This window comes from Homoserinibacter sp. YIM 151385 (assembly GCF_027912415.1).
Lineage (GTDB): Bacteria > Actinomycetota > Actinomycetes > Actinomycetales > Microbacteriaceae > Schumannella.
This window is the reverse complement of the sequence record NZ_CP115175.1, coordinates 2,473,675-2,491,035: the sequence shown is the minus strand read 5'-3', so window position 1 is coordinate 2,491,035 and position 17,361 is coordinate 2,473,675. Positions and strand designations below refer to the sequence as shown.

At 71.4% G+C, this 17,361-nt stretch carries 13 protein-coding genes; 8 read left to right on the top strand and 5 right to left on the bottom strand.

Annotated elements, in window-relative coordinates; all coding sequences use genetic code 11:
• Positions 1 to 200: 200 nt before the first annotated feature.
• Positions 201 to 419 (top strand): hypothetical protein, encoded by a 219-nt coding sequence (locus tag OF852_RS12065; protein ID WP_271119406.1) that lies wholly within the window; start codon positions 201 to 203, stop codon positions 417 to 419.
• 70 nt (positions 420 to 489) lie between these two features.
• Here the strand turns inward: OF852_RS12065 and rpoC are convergent, their stop codons facing one another.
• From rpoC to OF852_RS12050, 3 genes are all read right to left on the bottom strand, one after another.
• Complete coding sequence (rpoC, locus tag OF852_RS12060; protein ID WP_271119405.1) at positions 490 to 4,371, bottom strand: DNA-directed RNA polymerase subunit beta'; 3,882 nt, start codon at positions 4,369 to 4,371, stop codon at positions 490 to 492.
• A gap of 48 nt (positions 4,372 to 4,419) precedes the next feature.
• Entirely contained in the window at positions 4,420 to 7,911 is a 3,492-nt protein-coding gene (gene rpoB / locus OF852_RS12055; RefSeq protein WP_271119404.1) for a DNA-directed RNA polymerase subunit beta, read from the bottom strand.
• 309 nt (positions 7,912 to 8,220) lie between these two features.
• Positions 8,221 to 9,843, bottom strand: a complete 1,623-nt coding sequence (locus OF852_RS12050) for a glucoamylase family protein (protein ID WP_271119403.1) — start codon at positions 9,841 to 9,843, stop codon at positions 8,221 to 8,223.
• A 106-nt stretch (positions 9,844 to 9,949) separates the two neighbouring features.
• On the opposite strand from OF852_RS12050, the gene OF852_RS12045 reads away from it, so the two are divergent.
• From OF852_RS12045 to OF852_RS12030, 4 genes are all read left to right on the top strand, one after another.
• Positions 9,950 to 10,828, top strand: a complete 879-nt coding sequence (locus OF852_RS12045; RefSeq protein ID WP_271119402.1) for a spermidine synthase — start codon at positions 9,950 to 9,952, stop codon at positions 10,826 to 10,828.
• Between the two features lie 185 nt (positions 10,829 to 11,013).
• The gene (locus OF852_RS12040) at positions 11,014 to 12,144 is read left to right on the top strand and encodes a PQQ-dependent sugar dehydrogenase (protein ID WP_271119401.1); all 1,131 of its coding nucleotides are present in this window, start codon (positions 11,014 to 11,016) and stop codon (positions 12,142 to 12,144) included.
• The gene (locus OF852_RS12035; RefSeq protein WP_271119400.1) at positions 12,144 to 12,635 is read left to right on the top strand and encodes a SprT-like domain-containing protein; all 492 of its coding nucleotides are present in this window, start codon (positions 12,144 to 12,146) and stop codon (positions 12,633 to 12,635) included. The genes OF852_RS12040 and OF852_RS12035 overlap by 1 nt, the downstream gene beginning before the upstream one ends.
• A gap of 126 nt (positions 12,636 to 12,761) precedes the next feature.
• On the top strand, positions 12,762 to 13,394 hold the full coding sequence (locus OF852_RS12030; protein WP_271119399.1) for a CGNR zinc finger domain-containing protein: 633 nt from the start codon (positions 12,762 to 12,764) through the stop codon (positions 13,392 to 13,394).
• Between the two features lie 92 nt (positions 13,395 to 13,486).
• Here the strand turns inward: OF852_RS12030 and OF852_RS12025 are convergent, their stop codons facing one another.
• Entirely contained in the window at positions 13,487 to 13,792 is a 306-nt protein-coding gene (locus tag OF852_RS12025) for a DUF427 domain-containing protein (RefSeq protein ID WP_271119398.1), read from the bottom strand.
• 57 nt (positions 13,793 to 13,849) lie between these two features.
• The gene (locus OF852_RS12020; protein ID WP_271119397.1) at positions 13,850 to 14,359 is read right to left on the bottom strand and encodes a hypothetical protein; all 510 of its coding nucleotides are present in this window, start codon (positions 14,357 to 14,359) and stop codon (positions 13,850 to 13,852) included.
• Between the two features lie 82 nt (positions 14,360 to 14,441).
• On the opposite strand from OF852_RS12020, the gene OF852_RS12015 reads away from it, so the two are divergent.
• The 3 genes from OF852_RS12015 (at position 14,442) to OF852_RS12005 (ending at position 17,331) form a co-directional block, all read left to right on the top strand.
• On the top strand, positions 14,442 to 14,921 hold the full coding sequence (locus OF852_RS12015; RefSeq protein ID WP_271119396.1) for a hypothetical protein: 480 nt from the start codon (positions 14,442 to 14,444) through the stop codon (positions 14,919 to 14,921).
• On the top strand, positions 14,918 to 15,553 hold the full coding sequence (locus OF852_RS12010; protein ID WP_271119395.1) for a DUF1684 domain-containing protein: 636 nt from the start codon (positions 14,918 to 14,920) through the stop codon (positions 15,551 to 15,553). The genes OF852_RS12015 and OF852_RS12010 overlap by 4 nt, the downstream gene beginning before the upstream one ends.
• Positions 15,554 to 15,762: 209 nt before the next feature.
• Positions 15,763 to 17,331, top strand: coding sequence for a DEAD/DEAH box helicase (locus OF852_RS12005; RefSeq protein WP_271119394.1), 1,569 nt, complete (start codon positions 15,763 to 15,765; stop codon positions 17,329 to 17,331).
• Positions 17,332 to 17,361 lie beyond the last annotated feature (30 nt).

The following is a 17,361-nucleotide window of genomic DNA, read 5'->3' as shown; positions in this document are numbered from 1 at the left end:
GCGGTGCGGGGCCCTCGCGGCGGCTGCCTCGTGCGAGGTGTCGGGGCGGACCCCACCCCGATCCACGGGTCACGCCGCGCAATCCTCCACAGGCGAGATGATCTCCTTGCCTCGACAACCTATATCGGTCATCCTGCTCTGGGCGAGGGAGGTCCCCTGCCGATCGCCACATCGATCGCCTGAGAGACGAGGGGGAGCACGTGAGACGAACGCCCCAGGGTGAGAACCGGGAGCCCAGGCGGACGGGGCGGGGGAAGCTCGCGGCTGCCGCGATCCTGGCGATCGTCGGGCTGGCCTGGATGTCGGGTCTCGTCCGGAGCAGCGAGGACCGGCTCGTGCCGCTCCTGGGTCTGCTCTACCTCGCCGTGGCCACGACGCTGGCGATCTGGGGGCTGCTCGAGCGGCGGCGGCCACGCTGATCCGGGCACGCCGCCGGAACCACGAGAGGCCCCGCACCGAACGGTGCGGGGCCTCCGGTCGCGCCAGGACCTAGTTGTAGGTGCCCGGGGTGAAGTCGTCCGAGCTGAAGCTGTCGAAGTCGACGAAGCTCAGGTCGGACTCGGAGAACACGGAGTCGTCGGTGAAGATGCGGTTCGGGTAGCGCTCCGCCTTCGCCTCCTCCGTCGCCTCGACGTTCACGTCGCGGTAGCGGTTCAGGCCGGTGCCGGCCGGGATCAGCTGACCGATGATGACGTTCTCCTTGAGGCCGACGAGCGGGTCGGACTTGCCCTCCATGGCGGCCTGCGTGAGCACGCGGGTCGTCTCCTGGAAGGACGCGGCCGACAGCCACGACTCCGTCGCGAGCGACGCCTTCGTGATGCCCATGACCTCCTGGCGGGCCGACGCGGGCTTCTTGCCCTCGACGATCGCGCCGCGGTTGATCTCCGTGTACCGCGAGCGGTCCACGAGCTCGCCCGGGAGGAGCTCGGTGTCGCCGTGCTCGACGACGGTCACCTTGCGCAGCATCTGGCGGACGATGACCTCGATGTGCTTGTCGTGGATCGGCACGCCCTGCGAGCGGTAGACGCCCTGCACGCCGTCGACGAGGTGCTGCTGCACGGCGCGGACGCCCTGCACGCGCAGCACCTCCTTCGGGTCCAGGTTGCCGACCACGAACTGCTGGCCGAGCTCGACGTGCTGCCCGTCCTCGACGAGGAGGGTGGCGCGCTTGAGCACCGGGTAGATGTGCGGCTCGTCGCCGTTGTCGGGCGTGAGCACGATCCGGCGCTGCTTCTCGGTGTCCTCGATCGCGATGCGACCGGCCGACTCGGCGATGGGCGAGGCGCCCTTCGGGGTGCGGGCCTCGAAGAGCTCCGTCACGCGGGGCAGACCCTGCGTGATGTCGTCCGCGCCCGCGGTGCCGCCCTGGTGGAAGGTGCGCATCGTGAGCTGCGTGCCGGGCTCGCCGATCGACTGGGCCGCGATGATGCCGACGGCCTCGCCGATGTCCACGAGCTTGCCGGTCGCGAGCGAGCGTCCGTAGCAGGCGGCGCAGACGCCGACGCCCGACTCGCAGGTCAGGACCGAGCGGACCTTGATCGTCTCGATGCCGGCCGCGACGAGGGTCTCGATCGCGACGTCGCCGACGTCCGACCCGGCCTCGAGCACGACGGTGCCCTTCGCGTCGACCGCGTCCTCGGCGAGGGTGCGGGCGTACGAGGAGTTCTCGACGTTCTCGTGGCGGACGAGCGTGCCCTCGGCGTCGGTGACGGCGACGACGAGCTCGAGACCGCGCGAGGTGCCGCAGTCGTCCTCGCGGATGATGACATCCTGCGAGACGTCCACGAGACGACGGGTCAGGTAGCCCGAGTCCGCGGTGCGCAGCGCCGTGTCCGCGAGGCCCTTGCGGGCGCCGTGGGTCGCGATGAAGTACTCCGCCACCGACAGGCCCTCGCGGTACGAGGAGATGATCGGACGCGGGATCGTCTCGCCCTTCGGGTTCGCGACGAGACCGCGGATGCCCGCGATGTTGCGGACCTGCAGCCAGTTGCCTCGAGCGCCCGAGGAGACCATCCGGAAGATGTTGTTGTCCTTCGGGAACGACGCCTGCATCGCCTTCGCGATCTCGTCGGTCGCCTCGCTCCAGACGTCGATGAGCTCCTTGCGGCGCGAGGGCTCGTCGATCAGGCCCTTGTCGAACTCGGACTGGATCTTCGCGGCCTGCTTCTCGTGCTTCGCCACGATGTCCGCCTTGCCCGAGGGCGTGAGGACATCGGAGAGGGCGACGGTGACACCCGAGCGCGTGGCCCAGTGGAAGCCGGCGTCCTTGACGCGGTCGAGGGTCGCGGCGACCTCCACCTTCGGGTAGCGCTCGGCGAGGTCGTTGACGATCGCCGAGATCTTGCCCTTGTCCGCGACGGCCTCCACATAGGGGTAGTCCGCCGGGAGCGCCTCGTTGAAGAGGGCGCGGCCGAGGGTCGTCTCGATGAGGCGCGTCGAGCCCTGCTCGAAGCCCTCCGGCGCGTCGGCCTCGTCGAGGTGGAGGTTCTCCACCCGGATGCGGACCTTCGCGTTGAGGTGCAGCGAGCCCTGGTCCTTCGCGAGGATCGCCTCGGAGACCGAGGAGAACGCGCGGCCCTCGCCCACGGCGCCCTCGGTGAGGGTCGTGAGGTGGTGGAGGCCGATGATCATGTCCTGCGTGGGCAGGGTGACCGGGCGGCCGTCCGAGGGCTTGAGGATGTTGTTCGAGGCGAGCATGAGCACGCGCGCCTCGGCCTGGGCCTCGACCGACAGCGGCAGGTGGACGGCCATCTGGTCGCCGTCGAAGTCCGCGTTGAAGGCGGCGCAGACGAGCGGGTGCAGCTGGATCGCCTTGCCCTCGACGAGCTGGGGCTCGAAGGCCTGGATGCCGAGGCGGTGCAGCGTGGGCGCGCGGTTGAGGAGCACCGGGCGCTCGCGGATGATCTCCTCGAGCACGTCCCAGACCTGCGGACGCGAGCGCTCGACCATGCGCTTGGCCGACTTGATGTTCTGCGCGTGCGACAGGTCGATGAGGCGCTTGATGACGAAGGGCTTGAACAGCTCGAGCGCCATCTGCTTCGGGAGGCCGCACTGGTGGAGCTTGAGCTGCGGGCCCACGATGATGACCGATCGGCCCGAGTAGTCCACGCGCTTGCCGAGCAGGTTCTGGCGGAACCGGCCCTGCTTGCCCTTGAGCATGTCGGAGAGCGACTTGAGGGCGCGGTTGCCGGTGCCCGTGACGGGGCGGCCGCGGCGGCCGTTGTCGAACAGCGCGTCGACGGCCTCCTGGAGCATGCGCTTCTCGTTGTTGACGATGATCTCCGGCGCGCCGAGGTCGAGGAGACGACGGAGGCGGTTGTTGCGGTTGATCACGCGACGGTACAGGTCGTTGAGGTCGGAGGTCGCGAAGCGGCCGCCGTCGAGCTGGACCATGGGGCGCAGCTCCGGCGGGATGACCGGGACCACGTCGAGGACCATCGCGGCCGGCGAGTTGCCGGTCGCGAGGAACGACGACACGACGCGCAGGCGCTTGATCGCGCGGATCTTCTTCTGACCCTTGCCGTTCGCGATCTGGTCGTGGAGGAGCTCGGCCTCGGCCTGGAGGTCGAAGGACTCGAGGCGCTTCTGGATCGCCTCGGCGCCCATGTACGCCTCGAAGTAGAGGCCGAAGCGGTCCTGCAGCTCGTGGAAGACCGAGTCCTCCGGCTTGAGGTCGCCGACCTTGAGGGTGCGGAACGAATCCCAGACCTGCTCGAGCTGGTTGATCTGCTCGTCGAAGCCCTTGCGGGTGAGCGTCATCTCCTTCTCGGCGGCGTCCTTGACCTTGCGCTTCTGGTCGGCCTTGGCGCCCTCCTCCTCGAGGGAGGCGAGCTCCTCCTCGAGGGTCTGGAGGCGCGCGGCGATGCGGGAGTCGCGGCCCTGCTCGAGCTGCTTCACCTCGAGGCGCAGCTCGTTCTCGAGCCCGGGGAGGTCGTTGTGACGACCCTCCTCGTCGACCGAGATGACCATGTAGGCGGCGAAGTAGATGACCTTCTCGAGGTCCTTCGGCGCCATGTCGAGCAGGTACCCGAGGCGCGAGGGCACGCCCTTGAAGTACCAGATGTGGGTCACGGGCGCGGCGAGCTCGATGTGGCCCATGCGCTCGCGGCGGACGGAGGACTTGGTGACCTCCACGCCGCAGCGCTCGCACACGATCCCCTTGAAGCGGACGCGCTTGTACTTGCCGCAGGAGCACTCCCAGTCGCGGCTGGGCCCGAAGATCTGCTCGCCGAAGAGGCCGTCCTTCTCGGGCTTGAGCGTGCGGTAGTTGATGGTCTCCGGCTTCTTGACCTCGCCGTACGACCAGGCGCGGATGTCCGCCGAGGTCGCGAGGCCGATCCGGAGCTGATCGAAGCTAGTTGCGTCGAGCACTTGTCTTCTTTCTGTTTACGTCGTGAGAAATCAGTGGATGGCCGCGGGTCAGATGTCGTCGATGGACGACGACTCGAACCGGGTGGAGATGTTGATGCCGAGCTCCTCGGCGGCGCGGAAGACCTCGTCGTCCGTGTCCTTGAGGCTGACCGCCTGGCCGTCGGCCGAGAGCACCTCGACGTTCAGGCAGAGCGACTGCATCTCCTTGATGAGGACCTTGAAGGACTCGGGGATGCCGGGCTCCTGGATGTTCTCGCCCTTGACGATCGCCTCGTAGACCTTGACGCGGCCGAGGATGTCGTCGGACTTGATCGTGAGGAGCTCCTGCAGCGCGTAGGCCGCGCCGTACGCCTCGAGGGCCCACACCTCCATCTCGCCGAAGCGCTGGCCGCCGAACTGCGCCTTCCCACCCAGCGGCTGCTGCGTGATCATCGAGTACGGGCCGGTGCTGCGCGCGTGGATCTTGTCGTCCACGAGGTGGTGCAGCTTGAGGATGTACATGTAGCCGACCGACACCGGGTCCGGGAACGGCTCGCCCGAGCGGCCGTCGAACAGGCGGGTCTTGCCCGACGAGTCGATGAGGCGCTCGCCGTCGCGCGTCGGGGTCGTCGAGTCGAGGAGGCCCTCGATCTCGGACTCCAGTGCGCCGTCGAACACGGGGGTCGCGACCTTCGTGTTCGGGGCGGCCTCGCGCGCGGCCTCGGGGAGGCTCTTCGCCCACTCCGGCTTGCCCTCGACCTTCCAGCCCTGCTTCGCGATCCACCCGAGGTGGGTCTCGAGGACCTGGCCGAAGTTCATGCGGCCGGGGATGCCGAGCGGGTTGAGGATGACGTCGACCGGGGTGCCGTCCGCGAGGAAGGGCATGTCCTCGACGGGGAGGATCTTCGAGATGACGCCCTTGTTGCCGTGGCGGCCCGCGAGCTTGTCGCCCGCGGTGATCTTGCGCTTCTGGGCGATGTAGACGACCACGCGCTGGTTGACGCCCGAGCCGAGCTCGTCGTCGCCGTCCTGCGCGTCGAAGACCTTGACGCCGATGATCGTGCCCTCCTCGCCGTGGGGCACCTTGAGGGACGTGTCGCGCACCTCGCGGCTCTTCTCGTTGAAGATCGCGCGGAGCAGGCGCTCCTCGGCGCTGAGCTCGGTCTCGCCCTTCGGCGTGACCTTGCCGACGAGGATGTCGCCGGGGCGGACCTCGGCGCCGATGCGGATGATGCCGCGCTCGTCGAGGTCGGCCAGGAGGTCCGGGCTGACGTTCGGGAGGTCGCGGGTGATCTCCTCCTTGCCGAGCTTGGTGTCGCGGGCGTCGACCTCGTACTCCTCGATGTGGATCGAGGAGAGGACGTCGTCCTTCACCAGGTTCTGGCTGAGGATGATCGCGTCCTCGAAGTTGTGGCCCTCCCACGGCATGAACGCGACGAGCAGGTTCTTGCCGAGCGCGAGCTCGCCGTTCTCGGTGGCGGGGCCGTCCGCGAGGACCTGGCCGACCTCCACGCGCTCGCCGGAGTCGACGATGACGCGGTGGTTGTAGCTCGTGCCCTGGTTCGAGCGGTCGAACTTGCGGAGGTAGTACTCCTGCGTGCCGCCCTCGTCGAGCTGGACGACGACGTGGTCGGCGCTCACCTCGGCGACGACACCGGCCTTGAGCGCGGTGACGACGTCGCCGGCGTCGATCGCGGCGTAGCCCTCCATGCCGGTGCCGACGAGCGGCGAGTCGGAGCGGAGGAGGGGCACGGCCTGGCGCTGCATGTTCGCGCCCATGAGCGCGCGGTTCGCGTCGTCGTGCTCGAGGAACGGGATGAGCGAGGTGCCCACCGAGACCATCTGGCGCGGCGAGACGTCCATGTAGTCGACCTGGTCGGCATCCACGAGCTCGACCTCGCCGCCCTTCTTGCGGACGAGGACCTTGGAGTCGGCGAACTTCATGCTCGAGGTGAGGGGCGCGTTCGCCTGGGCGACGACGAAGTCGTCCTCCTCCGAGGCGGTCAGGTAGTCGATCGTCGTCGACACCGTGCCCTTCTCGACCCGGCGGTACGGCGTCTCGATGAAGCCGAAGGAGTTGATGCGCGCGAAGGACGCGAGCGAGCCGATGAGGCCGATGTTCGGGCCTTCCGGGGTCTCGATCGGGCACATGCGGCCGTAGTGCGAGGGGTGGACGTCGCGGACCTCGACGCCGGCGCGCTCGCGGCTCAGACCACCCGGGCCGAGCGCCGAGAGGCGGCGCTTGTGGGTGAGACCCGCGAGCGGGTTGTTCTGGTCCATGAACTGCGAGAGCTGCGAGGTGCCGAAGAACTCCTTGATCGCGGCCACGACGGGGCGCACGTTGATCAGGGTCTGCGGCGTGATCGCCTCGATATCCTGCGTGGTCATGCGCTCGCGGACGACGCGCTCCATGCGGCTCAGGCCCGTGCGGACCTGGTTCTGGATGAGCTCGCCGACGGCGCGGATGCGGCGGTTGCCGAAGTGGTCGATGTCGTCCACGTCGAGGCGGAGGTCGACCGTCTTGCCGTCGCGCTTGCCCGCGATCGTCGTCTGCTCGGCGTGCAGCGCGACGAGGTACTTGATCGTCGCGATGATGTCCTCGACCGTCAGGACGGAGTCCTTGAGCGAGGCCTCGAGGCCGAGCTTGCGGTTGATCTTGTAGCGGCCGACCTTCGCGAGGTCGTAGCGCTTCGGGTTGAAGTAGAAGTTGTCGAGGAGCGCGCGGGCGGCCTCGGCGGCGACCTGCTCGCCCGGACGGAGCTTGCGGTAGATGTCCTTGAGCGCCTCCTCCTTCGTGAGGATGGCGTCCTTCTCGAGCGTGGAGGCGATCGACTCGTAGCCCGCGAAGTGCTCGAGGATCTCCTCGCTCGTGAGGCCGAGGGCCTTGAGGAAGACGGTGACCGACTGCTTGCGCTTGCGGTCGATGCGGACGCCGACCTGGTCGCGCTTGTCGATCTCGAACTCGAGCCAGGCGCCGCGGCTCGGGATGACGCGGGCGGAGTAGATGTCCTTGTCGGAGGTCTTCTCCTGCTGGCGCTCGAAGTAGACGCCCGGCGAGCGGACGAGCTGCGAGACGACGACGCGCTCGGTGCCGTTGATGATGAAGGTGCCGCGCTCGGTCATGAGCGGGAAGTCGCCCATGAAGACCGTCTGGGTCTTGATCTCGCCCGTCATGTGGTTCATGAACTCGGCGTTGACGTAGAGCGGGGCGGCGTAGGTCTTGCCGCGCTCCTTGCACTCCTCGATGGAGTACTTCGGCTCCTCGAGCTCCGGGTTCGCGAACGAGAGCTGCATGGTCTCGCCGAGGTCCTCGATCGGGCTGATCTCCTCGAAGATCTCGTCGAGGCCCGTCGTCTCCGGGACGGAGTCGTTGCCGGCGGCCTTGGCCTCGGCGATGCGGGCCTTCCAGCCCTCGTTGCCGACGAGCCAGTCGAAGCTCTCCGTCTGGAGAGCCAGCAGGTCGGGGACCGTCAGGGTGTCGGTGATCTTCGCGAACGAGAGTCGCGATGCGTCACGGCCGTTCTTAGGAGCAGTACTGGATGCGGGGCGCGCAGCAGCCAAGGAAAACAACCTCCGTGAGGCCCGTCGGCCTCAGTTGTCAGTCGGTGGGTGAGAGAGGGACTCGCCAGGAAGATCGTGCCGCCCCGCCGCTATTCTCGGGGCGCACCAGCCGACCGCAATATGAGGGCTTGGTTGTCTGGGAGCGCAAGGGACAAGCATAGACCCGATCGACGCGCCGCGTCCAGTCGTTTCTTGACTTGCCTCCGGCTTCGGCGTATAACCCGCGCGGCACCGCCGGATCCCGGCCGCATCCTCGCCCGCCGCCCCGAGCGCGGCGGGCGAGCGAGCCCCGATCCCCCCGGTCCTCCGCTAGCGCAGCCGCGTGCCGAAGCGCTGCTGCGCGACGAGCGGGCGCACCGTCCTCTCGAAGGCGCGGTCGACGAAGTAGCCCTTGAGCGCGTCGCGCGAGAGCTCGTTCGAGATGGCCGCCATGATCATCGACTGGTCGAGCGAGAGGTGCACCTGGGCGAGCTGGCCCGAGGAGGTCGTCGCGGCATCCAGGAACCCGCCCTTCCCGTAGGCGCCGAGCTCCGTCTCGATCCTCCGGAGGTTGTCGATCGCGGCGCGCTTCTCGTAGGGCAGCGCGAGGAAGGCGGCGTGCGGCGTGACGACGCCGTCGCCGAAGTCCGGCTCGGGGTTCGCGGCCTCGCGGCAGCCCTCGTAGCCGAGGTCGACATCCGTCTTCTCGACGTCCGAGCCGTAGCCGTCGGAGGAGATGCCGATCGACTCGACGCCGTACTCGCGGTAGCCGCCCTCCGGGTTCGAGGAGGGCGAGAAGCCCCAGTAGCCGTAGCCGGCCTCGTCGAGCCCGTGGTGGATCTGCGCCCGCACGGTGGCCTCGTGGTTCGCCGCCCAGGAGCGCTTCCCCCAGTCGGCCTCGGGCACGAGCAGGTCGGGCATGAGCGCCTCGAACATGCTGCCGCCCCAGGCGGGCACGAGCCGCATGCCGTCGTAGGCGTAGGTGCCCTCGTAGGTCTCCACAGTCTCCCCGCGGCCGGTCCGGTAGGTGCGGGTCTCGCCCTCGGGCTTCTGCTCCTGCCACCCGAAGTCGCAGCCCTGATCGGGCATGGTGCGGTACGTCGTGTAGTACGCCGAGGCGGGGATCTGGCCGTTCGCGATGCCGATGTAGGTCGCGATGCGCGCCTCGCTCACGGTCGTGTCGTACCAGTGGCAGGTGTAGTAGACGTCCGGCCCGTCGTCGCCGTAGTTGCCGGGCTCGGCGCAGGTCTCGCCGGGCTGCTCGACCCAGAAGCCGCCGCGGTTGAGGTTCTTGCCCTCCCGGCCCTCGAGGTCGTGGAACCAGGAGAAGTCCATCGAGCGGTAGAGCCCGGTCGCCTGGCGCTCGAGCTTCCGGTCGGCGGCGGCGACGATGCGGAGGGATGCCGCGAGCCAGCCGTTGTCGACGGTCGAGAGGAAGGGATGCAGCGGGTCGCCCGATCCCGGCCACTCGGTGAGCTTCTCGCGCGTCGTCGGCGAATACCAGTTGTAGAACTGCCCACTCGGCTCGTGGCGCTCCATGACCTCGAGGGAGTCGAGGGTCGCACGCATGCGCTCGCGCGCCTCCCGCGTCGAGATGATGCCGGCGTCGCGCGCGGCGACGGTCGACCAGAGGTAGCCGCCGATGTTCGTCGGGCTCGTGTACTCGCTCGGGGTCTCGAGCCCGGCGTCGATGTGGTCGGCCGCGAGCCCGGTGCGGGGATCGGTCATGGCGTCGAGCGAGGCCCAGGTGTCGGCGGCCCAGCGCGTCAGGTCGCGGGTGTCGGCCCTGCCCGTGCCGGGGTCGTGGCCGCGATCGCCGCCGCGGCCGCGGTCGTGGTCGCCGCCGGCCTGGGACGCGGGGGATGCCGTGGCCGCGCTCGCGGCGGCGGGCGGGACGGCGAGCGCGAGGCTCGCGACGGCCGCGCCGAGGAGGAGGGGGATGCGCCGGTGCATGGATGAACTCCCTTGTTCGTCGTGGCACCAGTGAACCTCGAATCCCTATCGGATGCAAGGTTTTGATGCGCGTCACCTGTCGGTGCGGGCTGACTAGGGTGGTGCCGTGAGCGGACGGCGAGACGAGGCGGCGCGCCCCACGGCGACCCTCTCGAGCGGGTACCTCGCCGAGATCCGCCCCGACCGCTTCCGCGACGGCGCCTACGAGCTCGTCGTCGACGGCACGCCCCAGTCGCACGTCGACCTCGACGACCCCTCGCACCTCTTCTTCGAGTACATCCGCCGCATGGGGCACGTCATCGACCAGCTCCCCGAGGGCCCCGTCACCGCCGTCCACCTCGGCGCCGGCGCCCTCACCATCCCGCGCTACATCGAGGCCACGCGCCCCGGCTCCCGCCAGCAGGTCGTCGAGCTCGAGCCCGCGCTCGTCGAGCTCGTGCGCACCGCGCTCCCGCTCCCCCGCTCGGGCTCCATCCGCATCCGCTACGGCGACGCGCGCGAGGTCCTCGCGAAGCTGCCCGAGGGGATGCGGGGGCAGGTCGACGTCCTCGTCGTCGACGTCTTCGGGGGCGACACCATCCCCGCCCACGTCACGAGCGCCGAGTTCTACGCGGAGTGCGCCGACTGGCTCTCGCCGGCCGGCATCCTGCTCGTCAACATCGCCGACGGCACCGGACTCCGCTTCGCGCGCGGCCAGGCGGCCACGATCGGGCACGTGCTGCGCGACGTCGCGGCGCTCGCCGACACCCAGCTGCTCAAGGGGCGGCGCTTCGGCAACGTCGTCTTCGCCGCCTCCCGCGGCGAGCTCCCGCTCGAGTGGATGCCGCGCCTGCTCGCGGGCGGACCGCACCCCGCGAAGGTCGTGCACGGCCGCGAGCTCGAGGACTGGATCGCGGGCGCGCCGATCGCGACCGACCAGACCGCGATCCCCTCGCCGCCGCCCGCGCGGAGCATCTTCCAGACCCGCCCCGGCTCGGGCGGCTGAGCGCGCGGGCCGCGGTCGTCCGCTCCGTGAGGGGTCCCAGATGACCACTCCAGCCCCGCGGAATCCGTCATATGGGACCCCTCACCGCGGCGTGGCGCGCGCGGGCCACGCGAGGACCGGGTCCCGGGATGCGGCGCGGACGCGGCTCCCGGCCGGAGCGCGGGATCGTCGGCGAGAATGACGGCATGAGGCGCACGACGGCACGGATCGCGATCGCGGGCGCCGCGGCGCTCGCGCTCGGCGCGCTCGCCGGCTGCAGTCCGAGCACGGCCGAGCTCCCGCCGGACTCCGACAGCCGCGTCCCGGTCGGCGAGGTCGTCGAGCTCACCGACGGCCTCACGACGCCGTGGTCCTTCGAGCTGCTCGACGACGGCACGACGATCCTCTCCGAGCGCGACACCGCGCTCGTGAAGCACCTCGACGCGGAGGGCCGGGAGACCGTCCTCGGCGAGGTGCCGGGCGTCGAGCCCGGCGGCGAGGGCGGCCTGCTCGGCATCGCCCGCTGGACGGACGAGGCCGAGCAGACCACCTGGCTCTACGCCTTCACCACGAGCGCCGAGGACAACCGGATCATCCGGATGCCGCTCGAGCTCGGCGACGGCGACGCGGCGAGCGCCCCGGAGCTCGACACGGCCGCCGCCGAGGTGGTCCTCGACGGCATCCGCAAGGCCGGCAACCACAACGGCGGCCGCATCGCCTTCGGGCCCGACGGCATGCTGTACGCGACGACGGGCGACGCCTCCGACACCGCGCTCTCGCAGGATCCGGCATCCCTCAACGGCAAGATCCTCCGCCTGACGCCGCAGGGCGGCGTGCCCGAGGACAACCCCGACCCAGGCTCGCCCGTCTACACGATGGGGCACCGGAACCCGCAGGGCCTCGCCTGGGACGACCGGGGCCGGATGTGGGCGGCCGAGTTCGGGCAGGACACCTGGGATGAGCTCAACCTGATCGAGCCGGGCGGCGACTACGGCTGGCCCGTCGTCGAGGGCGAGGCCGGCGACGAGCGCTTCATCGACCCCGTGCACCAGTGGTCGACCGCGGAGGCGAGCCCGAGCGGGCTGACGGCGGTGCGCGGCACCCTCTTCCTCGCGGCGCTCCGCGGCGAGCGCGTCTGGGCGCTGTCCCCGAGCGAGGATGCGTCGAGCGTCTCCGCCGTCGCCTGGTTCGAGGGCGAGTTCGGGCGCATCCGGCACGTGCAGCCGGGGCCGGACGGCGAGACGCTCCGCTTCATCACGAGCAACGGAGACCGCGGCGGCGAGCCCGGCGCCGACCGCCTCCTCGAGGTGCGGCTCGACGCGCCGAGGGAGGGCTGATGGCAGAGCTGGACCGCGTGCGGCACTGGGCGGAGGCGCTCATCAGGCTGCACCTCGACCCCGCTGTCTGGACCTTCGCCTTCGACGCCGCGAAGACGCGCGCCGGCCAGTGCGACTACGGGCGCAAGCGGATCACGGTCTCGCGGCACCTCGCGGGGCGCTTCGACGACGACGAGATCCACCAGGTGCTGCTGCACGAGGTCGCGCACGCGATCGCGGGGCCGCGCGCCGGGCACGGCACCCGCTGGAAGCAGACGGCGGCGGAGCTCGGCTACGTCGGCTCCCGCCTCCACGACGGGGCGATCGCGAGCGAGCTCGCGACCTGGATCGGCGAGTGCCCGAACGGCCACGAGCACTACCGCTACCGGAAGCCGACGCGCGTGCTCAGCTGCGCGAAGTGCTCGCGGCGCTTCGATCCGGCGCTCGCGATCGAGTGGCGTCGACGCGACGCCTCCCGCTCGTCGGAGGGCGGCTCGACGCTGATCGCATGACGACGACCGAGCCCGGATCGGGGCCCGTCGGCACGATGTGGACGCAGACCGTGCGCCGCGCGGCGACTCCCGGCTGGGGTCCTGGGCGACTCCTGACGTCGCGATGTAACTGACTACATTGGTTACATGCGACATCCCTCCGACGGCCCCGGCCAGTGGATCATCTCGGGCGACGGCCGGCGCTGGCGCTTCGACGCGGGCGCGCCGAGCCTCGACTTCGCCTATACAGGCGACCGGGGTCTGGGCGTCGACGCCTGGGAGCGCCTCCGCGAGCCGCGCGACCTCGGCGCCTGGCTCGCCGAGCGCGAGCCGCGCCTCGCGGCCGAGGATGCGGGCCCGCGCGAGCTCCTCGACGCGCTCGCGCTGCGCGGCGCGATCTCCCGCCTCGCGACCGCCGTCGTGGACGGCGAGGAGCCGGCGCCCGACGACGTCGACACGCTCAACCTCTACGCCGCGATGCCCGACATCCCGCCCGCGCTCCCGGGCGGCGCACGTCAGGCGGGCGCCGGCCGCCTTCGCGTCGCACAGGCGCTCTCGAGCCTCGCGCGGGATGCGATCGCGGTGCTCGGCGAGGACGAGGGGCGGCTGCGGCGCTGCGAGGCGGACGACTGCCGTCTGGTGTTCCGCGACGAGTCGCGCACGCGCAACCGCCGCTGGTGCTCGATGCAGCGCTGCGGCAACCGCGCGAAGGTGCGGGCACACCGCGAGCGCGCCGCTGCGGCGCGCGCCGCCCGCGTCATATCCCGTCCCGAGATGTGAGTTTTTCCGCATTCGCACCGAGGATCCTCGGTGCGAATGCGGAAAAACTCACATCTGGGCGAGCGTGGCGGGACGGGTGAGAGGAGGGCAGGTCAGTCGGTGACCTGCACCTCCTTCCAGAACACGATGTAGCCGGCGAAGTCGCCGCCGACGCGCTCGACCGCGCCGTCGTAGAGATCCGGGTAGGCGAAGGCGCGGTCCTGCAGCCAGGTGCCGCCGTCGTCCACCGAGTAGTACTGGCAGGCGCCCTTCCAGGGGCAGGTGTAGGGGGTCGGGCTCTCCTTGAGGAGCTCGGTCTTCACGCTCGACGGCGGGAAGTAGACGTTCCCCTCGATGTGGAAGACCTCCGACTCGGGCGCCTCCGCGATGACGACTCCGTTGATGACGGCCTTGGGCATGACGACCTCCGTGCTCGGTGAGGGCGGCGCCGGTGCGCTCGCCGGATTCTCATCCGATCACGCCGGGGCGGACTCCCGCAGGACGGTGACCGCATCCACAGGATCGAGGTCGAGCCGGATGCCGCCCGCCGCCCGCGCGGTGACGGACGCCGAGAGCAGATGGCGGGTCGCCCGGCGGAGCCCCGTGTGCGCCGAGGCGGCCGCCGCGGCCTCGGGCGACTGGTGGTCGATGCCGAGGGCGGCGATCTCCTCGATGACCGCGCCCGCCGCGAGGAGGTCCTCGACCGCGAATCGGAGACTGCCGTCGGCGCGCGGCTCCCCCGCCGCGACGACCGCGATGCGGAAGCGGCCGCCGAGGGCCTCCTGCCGCGCGAGCGACCAGGCGCCGATCGCGGCGCTCGACTGGATCGTGCCGTGCACGACGGCGACGCCCGCGGGCGCCTCGGGGGCGGGCTGCTCGCCGAGCTGGTCGACCCAGACGAGGACGTCGGCATCCTGCGCCACCTGCGCCGCCCCCGCCGCGCCCCACTCGAACCGGACCTGGTAGTCGCCCTGCGCCTCGCTCACGCTGACGAGGCTAGCGGCGCCCCGGACTGGGTGCGGGCCGCGAGGTCATGCGGCGTCACGGCGGCTGGCGCAGACTGGGGGCATGCGCGTGACCCTGCGACTCGAGCTCGACTGCACCGCCGACGAGGCCTGGGAGCTCCTCCACGAGAGCGCCGGGATGCGGTACTGCCTCGGCCCCTGGCTGCGGGCGCGGATGCTCGACGGCTCGCGGATGCCGGCGCGCTGGGAGGAGGGCCCCGGCTACCCGATCGAGCTCCGCCTCCTCGGGCTCCTCCCGGTCGGGGAGGCGCGCGTCGAGCTCGGCAGCGAGACGCGCGGCGAGACGCGCATCCTCACCGACGACGGCGGCCCGGTCGCGGGGCTCCTCGGCACGGTCGGCGACTGGCGCCACCGCATGGCGGTCACCCCGGCGCCCTCGGGCCGCACCCTCTACCGCGACCGCCTCGACACGCGCGGTCCGATCGCGATCGCGATGTGGCCGATGTACTGGGCGATGTGGCAGTGGCGGGGGATGCGGATCCAGCGCCTCGCGGCCCGTCGCGGCCGGAAGGCGGCGGCATGAGCCCCGCGATCCGCACCGCGGTCGACGTCGCCGACTGGCGCCGTCGCGTGTTCTCGATGTACGAGCGGGTGCGCGCCGAGGCCGACCCCGCCGCGGCCCACGCCCGCTGGGTCGCCGAGCGCGACGAGCTGCTGCGCTCGCATCCCGCGACCCCCATCCCCGACGCCGAGCGCGCCGACTTCGCCGGCGTGCCCGTGCCGGGCTACGACCCCGCCTGGCGCTTCGAGCTGCCCGTGATCGCGGCGGAGGAGCCGCGGAGGATCGAGGTCGAGACGGGCACCGACGGCCGGGTCCCGTTCGAGCTGCTGGGCCGCGTGGAGATCCCGGGGGCCGGATCGCTCGACCTCTGGCGGCTCGCCTCCTACGGCGGCGGGCTGTTCCTGCCCGTCAAGGACGCGCTCGCGGGGCGCCCGGGCGGCACCTACGGCGCCGGGCGCTACCTCCTCGACACCGTGAAGGGCGCCGATCTCGGCCCCGGCCGGCCGCCCGAGACGCTCGTCGTCGACCTCAACTTCGCCTACAACCCCTCGTGCGCCTACGACCCCGCCTGGGCGTGCCCGCTCGCGCAGCCGGGCAACCGGCTGGAGGTCGAGGTGCCTGTCGGGGAGCGGATGCGGGCGGTCTCCGGCTAGACTCGGTTCACCTGCAGCGCGATGATCGCGCTCTCGCGTCGTAGAACGCTCCCTCGCCGCCACGATCGCCCCGACCTCGGACCCGCTCCGGATCGCGGCCCGATCCGCCCGGCTGACATCTTCTCCGGCGAACTTCGATGCCGACGGCATCGTCGCCAGATCCGGTCGCGCGCGCCTGCGCGCCGCCGGCACCCGACAGAAAGCACCACGTGTCCGACACGACCTTCAGAACGCTCGGCGTGCCCGCCCCGATCGTCGCCGCCCTCGCCGCGGACGGCAAGACGGCGCCCTTCCCCATCCAGGCCGACACCCTCCCCGACACGCTCGCCGGACGCGACGTGCTCGGCCGCGGCCGCACCGGCTCCGGCAAGACCCTCGCCTTCTCGATCCCCATGGTCGCCCGCCTCGGCGGCGCCCTCGGGGGCGGCTCGCGCCGCGCCGGCCGCCCGCTCGGCCTCGTGCTCGCGCCGACCCGCGAGCTCGCGACCCAGATCGCCGCGACCCTCGCACCGCTCGCCGAGGCCTACGGCCTGAAGACGACCACCATCTACGGCGGCGTGAGCCAGAACCGCCAGGTGCAGGCCCTCCAGGCCGGCGTCGACATCATCGTCGCCTGCCCGGGCCGCCTCGAGGACCTCATGCAGCAGAAGCACGTGCGCCTCGACGCGATCGAGATCACGGTGCTCGACGAGGCCGACCACATGGCCGACCTGGGCTTCCTGCCCGGGGTGACCCGCATCCTCGACGCCACCCCCGCCGACGGCCAGCGCCTGCTCTTCAGCGCGACGCTCGACAACGGCGTCGACAAGCTCGTGCGCCGGTTCCTGCGCGACGAGGTGCTCCACTCCGTCGACGAGGCGACCTCGCCCGTCGAGGCCATGAGCCACACGGTCTTCGAGGTGGAGTCGGTCGACGCGAAGAAGGAACTCGTGCGCACCCTCGCCTCGGGCACCGGCCGCCGCATCCTCTTCATGCGCACGAAGCACCACGCGAAGCGTCTCGCGCAGCAGCTCACCGCCTCCGGCATCCCCGCGGTCGACCTGCACGGCAACCTCAGCCAGCCGCAGCGCGACCGCAACCTCGCCGCCTTCGGCGAGGGCTCGGTCCGCGTCATGGTGGCGACGGATGTCGCGGCGCGGGGCGTGCACGTCGACGACGTCGAGCTCGTCGTCCACGTCGACCCGCCCATGGAGCACAAGGCGTACCTGCACCGATCGGGCCGCACCGCCCGCGCGGGCGCCGAGGGCGCGGTCGTGACGATCTCGCTCCCCGAGCAGCGCGGCGACCTCGCGAAGCTGCTCCGCAAGGCGGCGATCGCGGTCGAGCCGCAGCGCGTCTCCGCCGAGTCCCCGGCGGTGTCGGAGCTCGTCGGCGACGTCGCGCCGTACGTCGCGCCGAAGCCCGTCCAGCGGGTGCAGCAGGGCGGCGGCGGGCGCTCGACGGGCGCGAACGCCCGCCGCAAGCAGGACCAGCGGGATGCCGGCACGCGCGGCGGCGCGGGCGGGCGCGGCGGGCGCGGGCAGGGCTCCGGTCGCGGCGGCGCGCAGGGCGACGGCCGCGGCGCGCGCGACACGGCGCAGGGCGAGGCGCGCGTCGGCCAGCCCCGACGCGACCGCTCGGGCCGCCCCGAGGGCGTCAAGACGGGCGAGACCCCGAAGTCGAACGGCCGTCGCACCGGCCGCCGTGCCGGCGCCGCGCAGGGCGGCGGCTCGGGCAAGCTCATGGTGGGCTCGGTCGTGCGGCAGAACGGCGGCGGGCGCCGCCAGGGCGGGCGCTGAACGCGAGCCATGCACAGGAGGCCGCTCCCG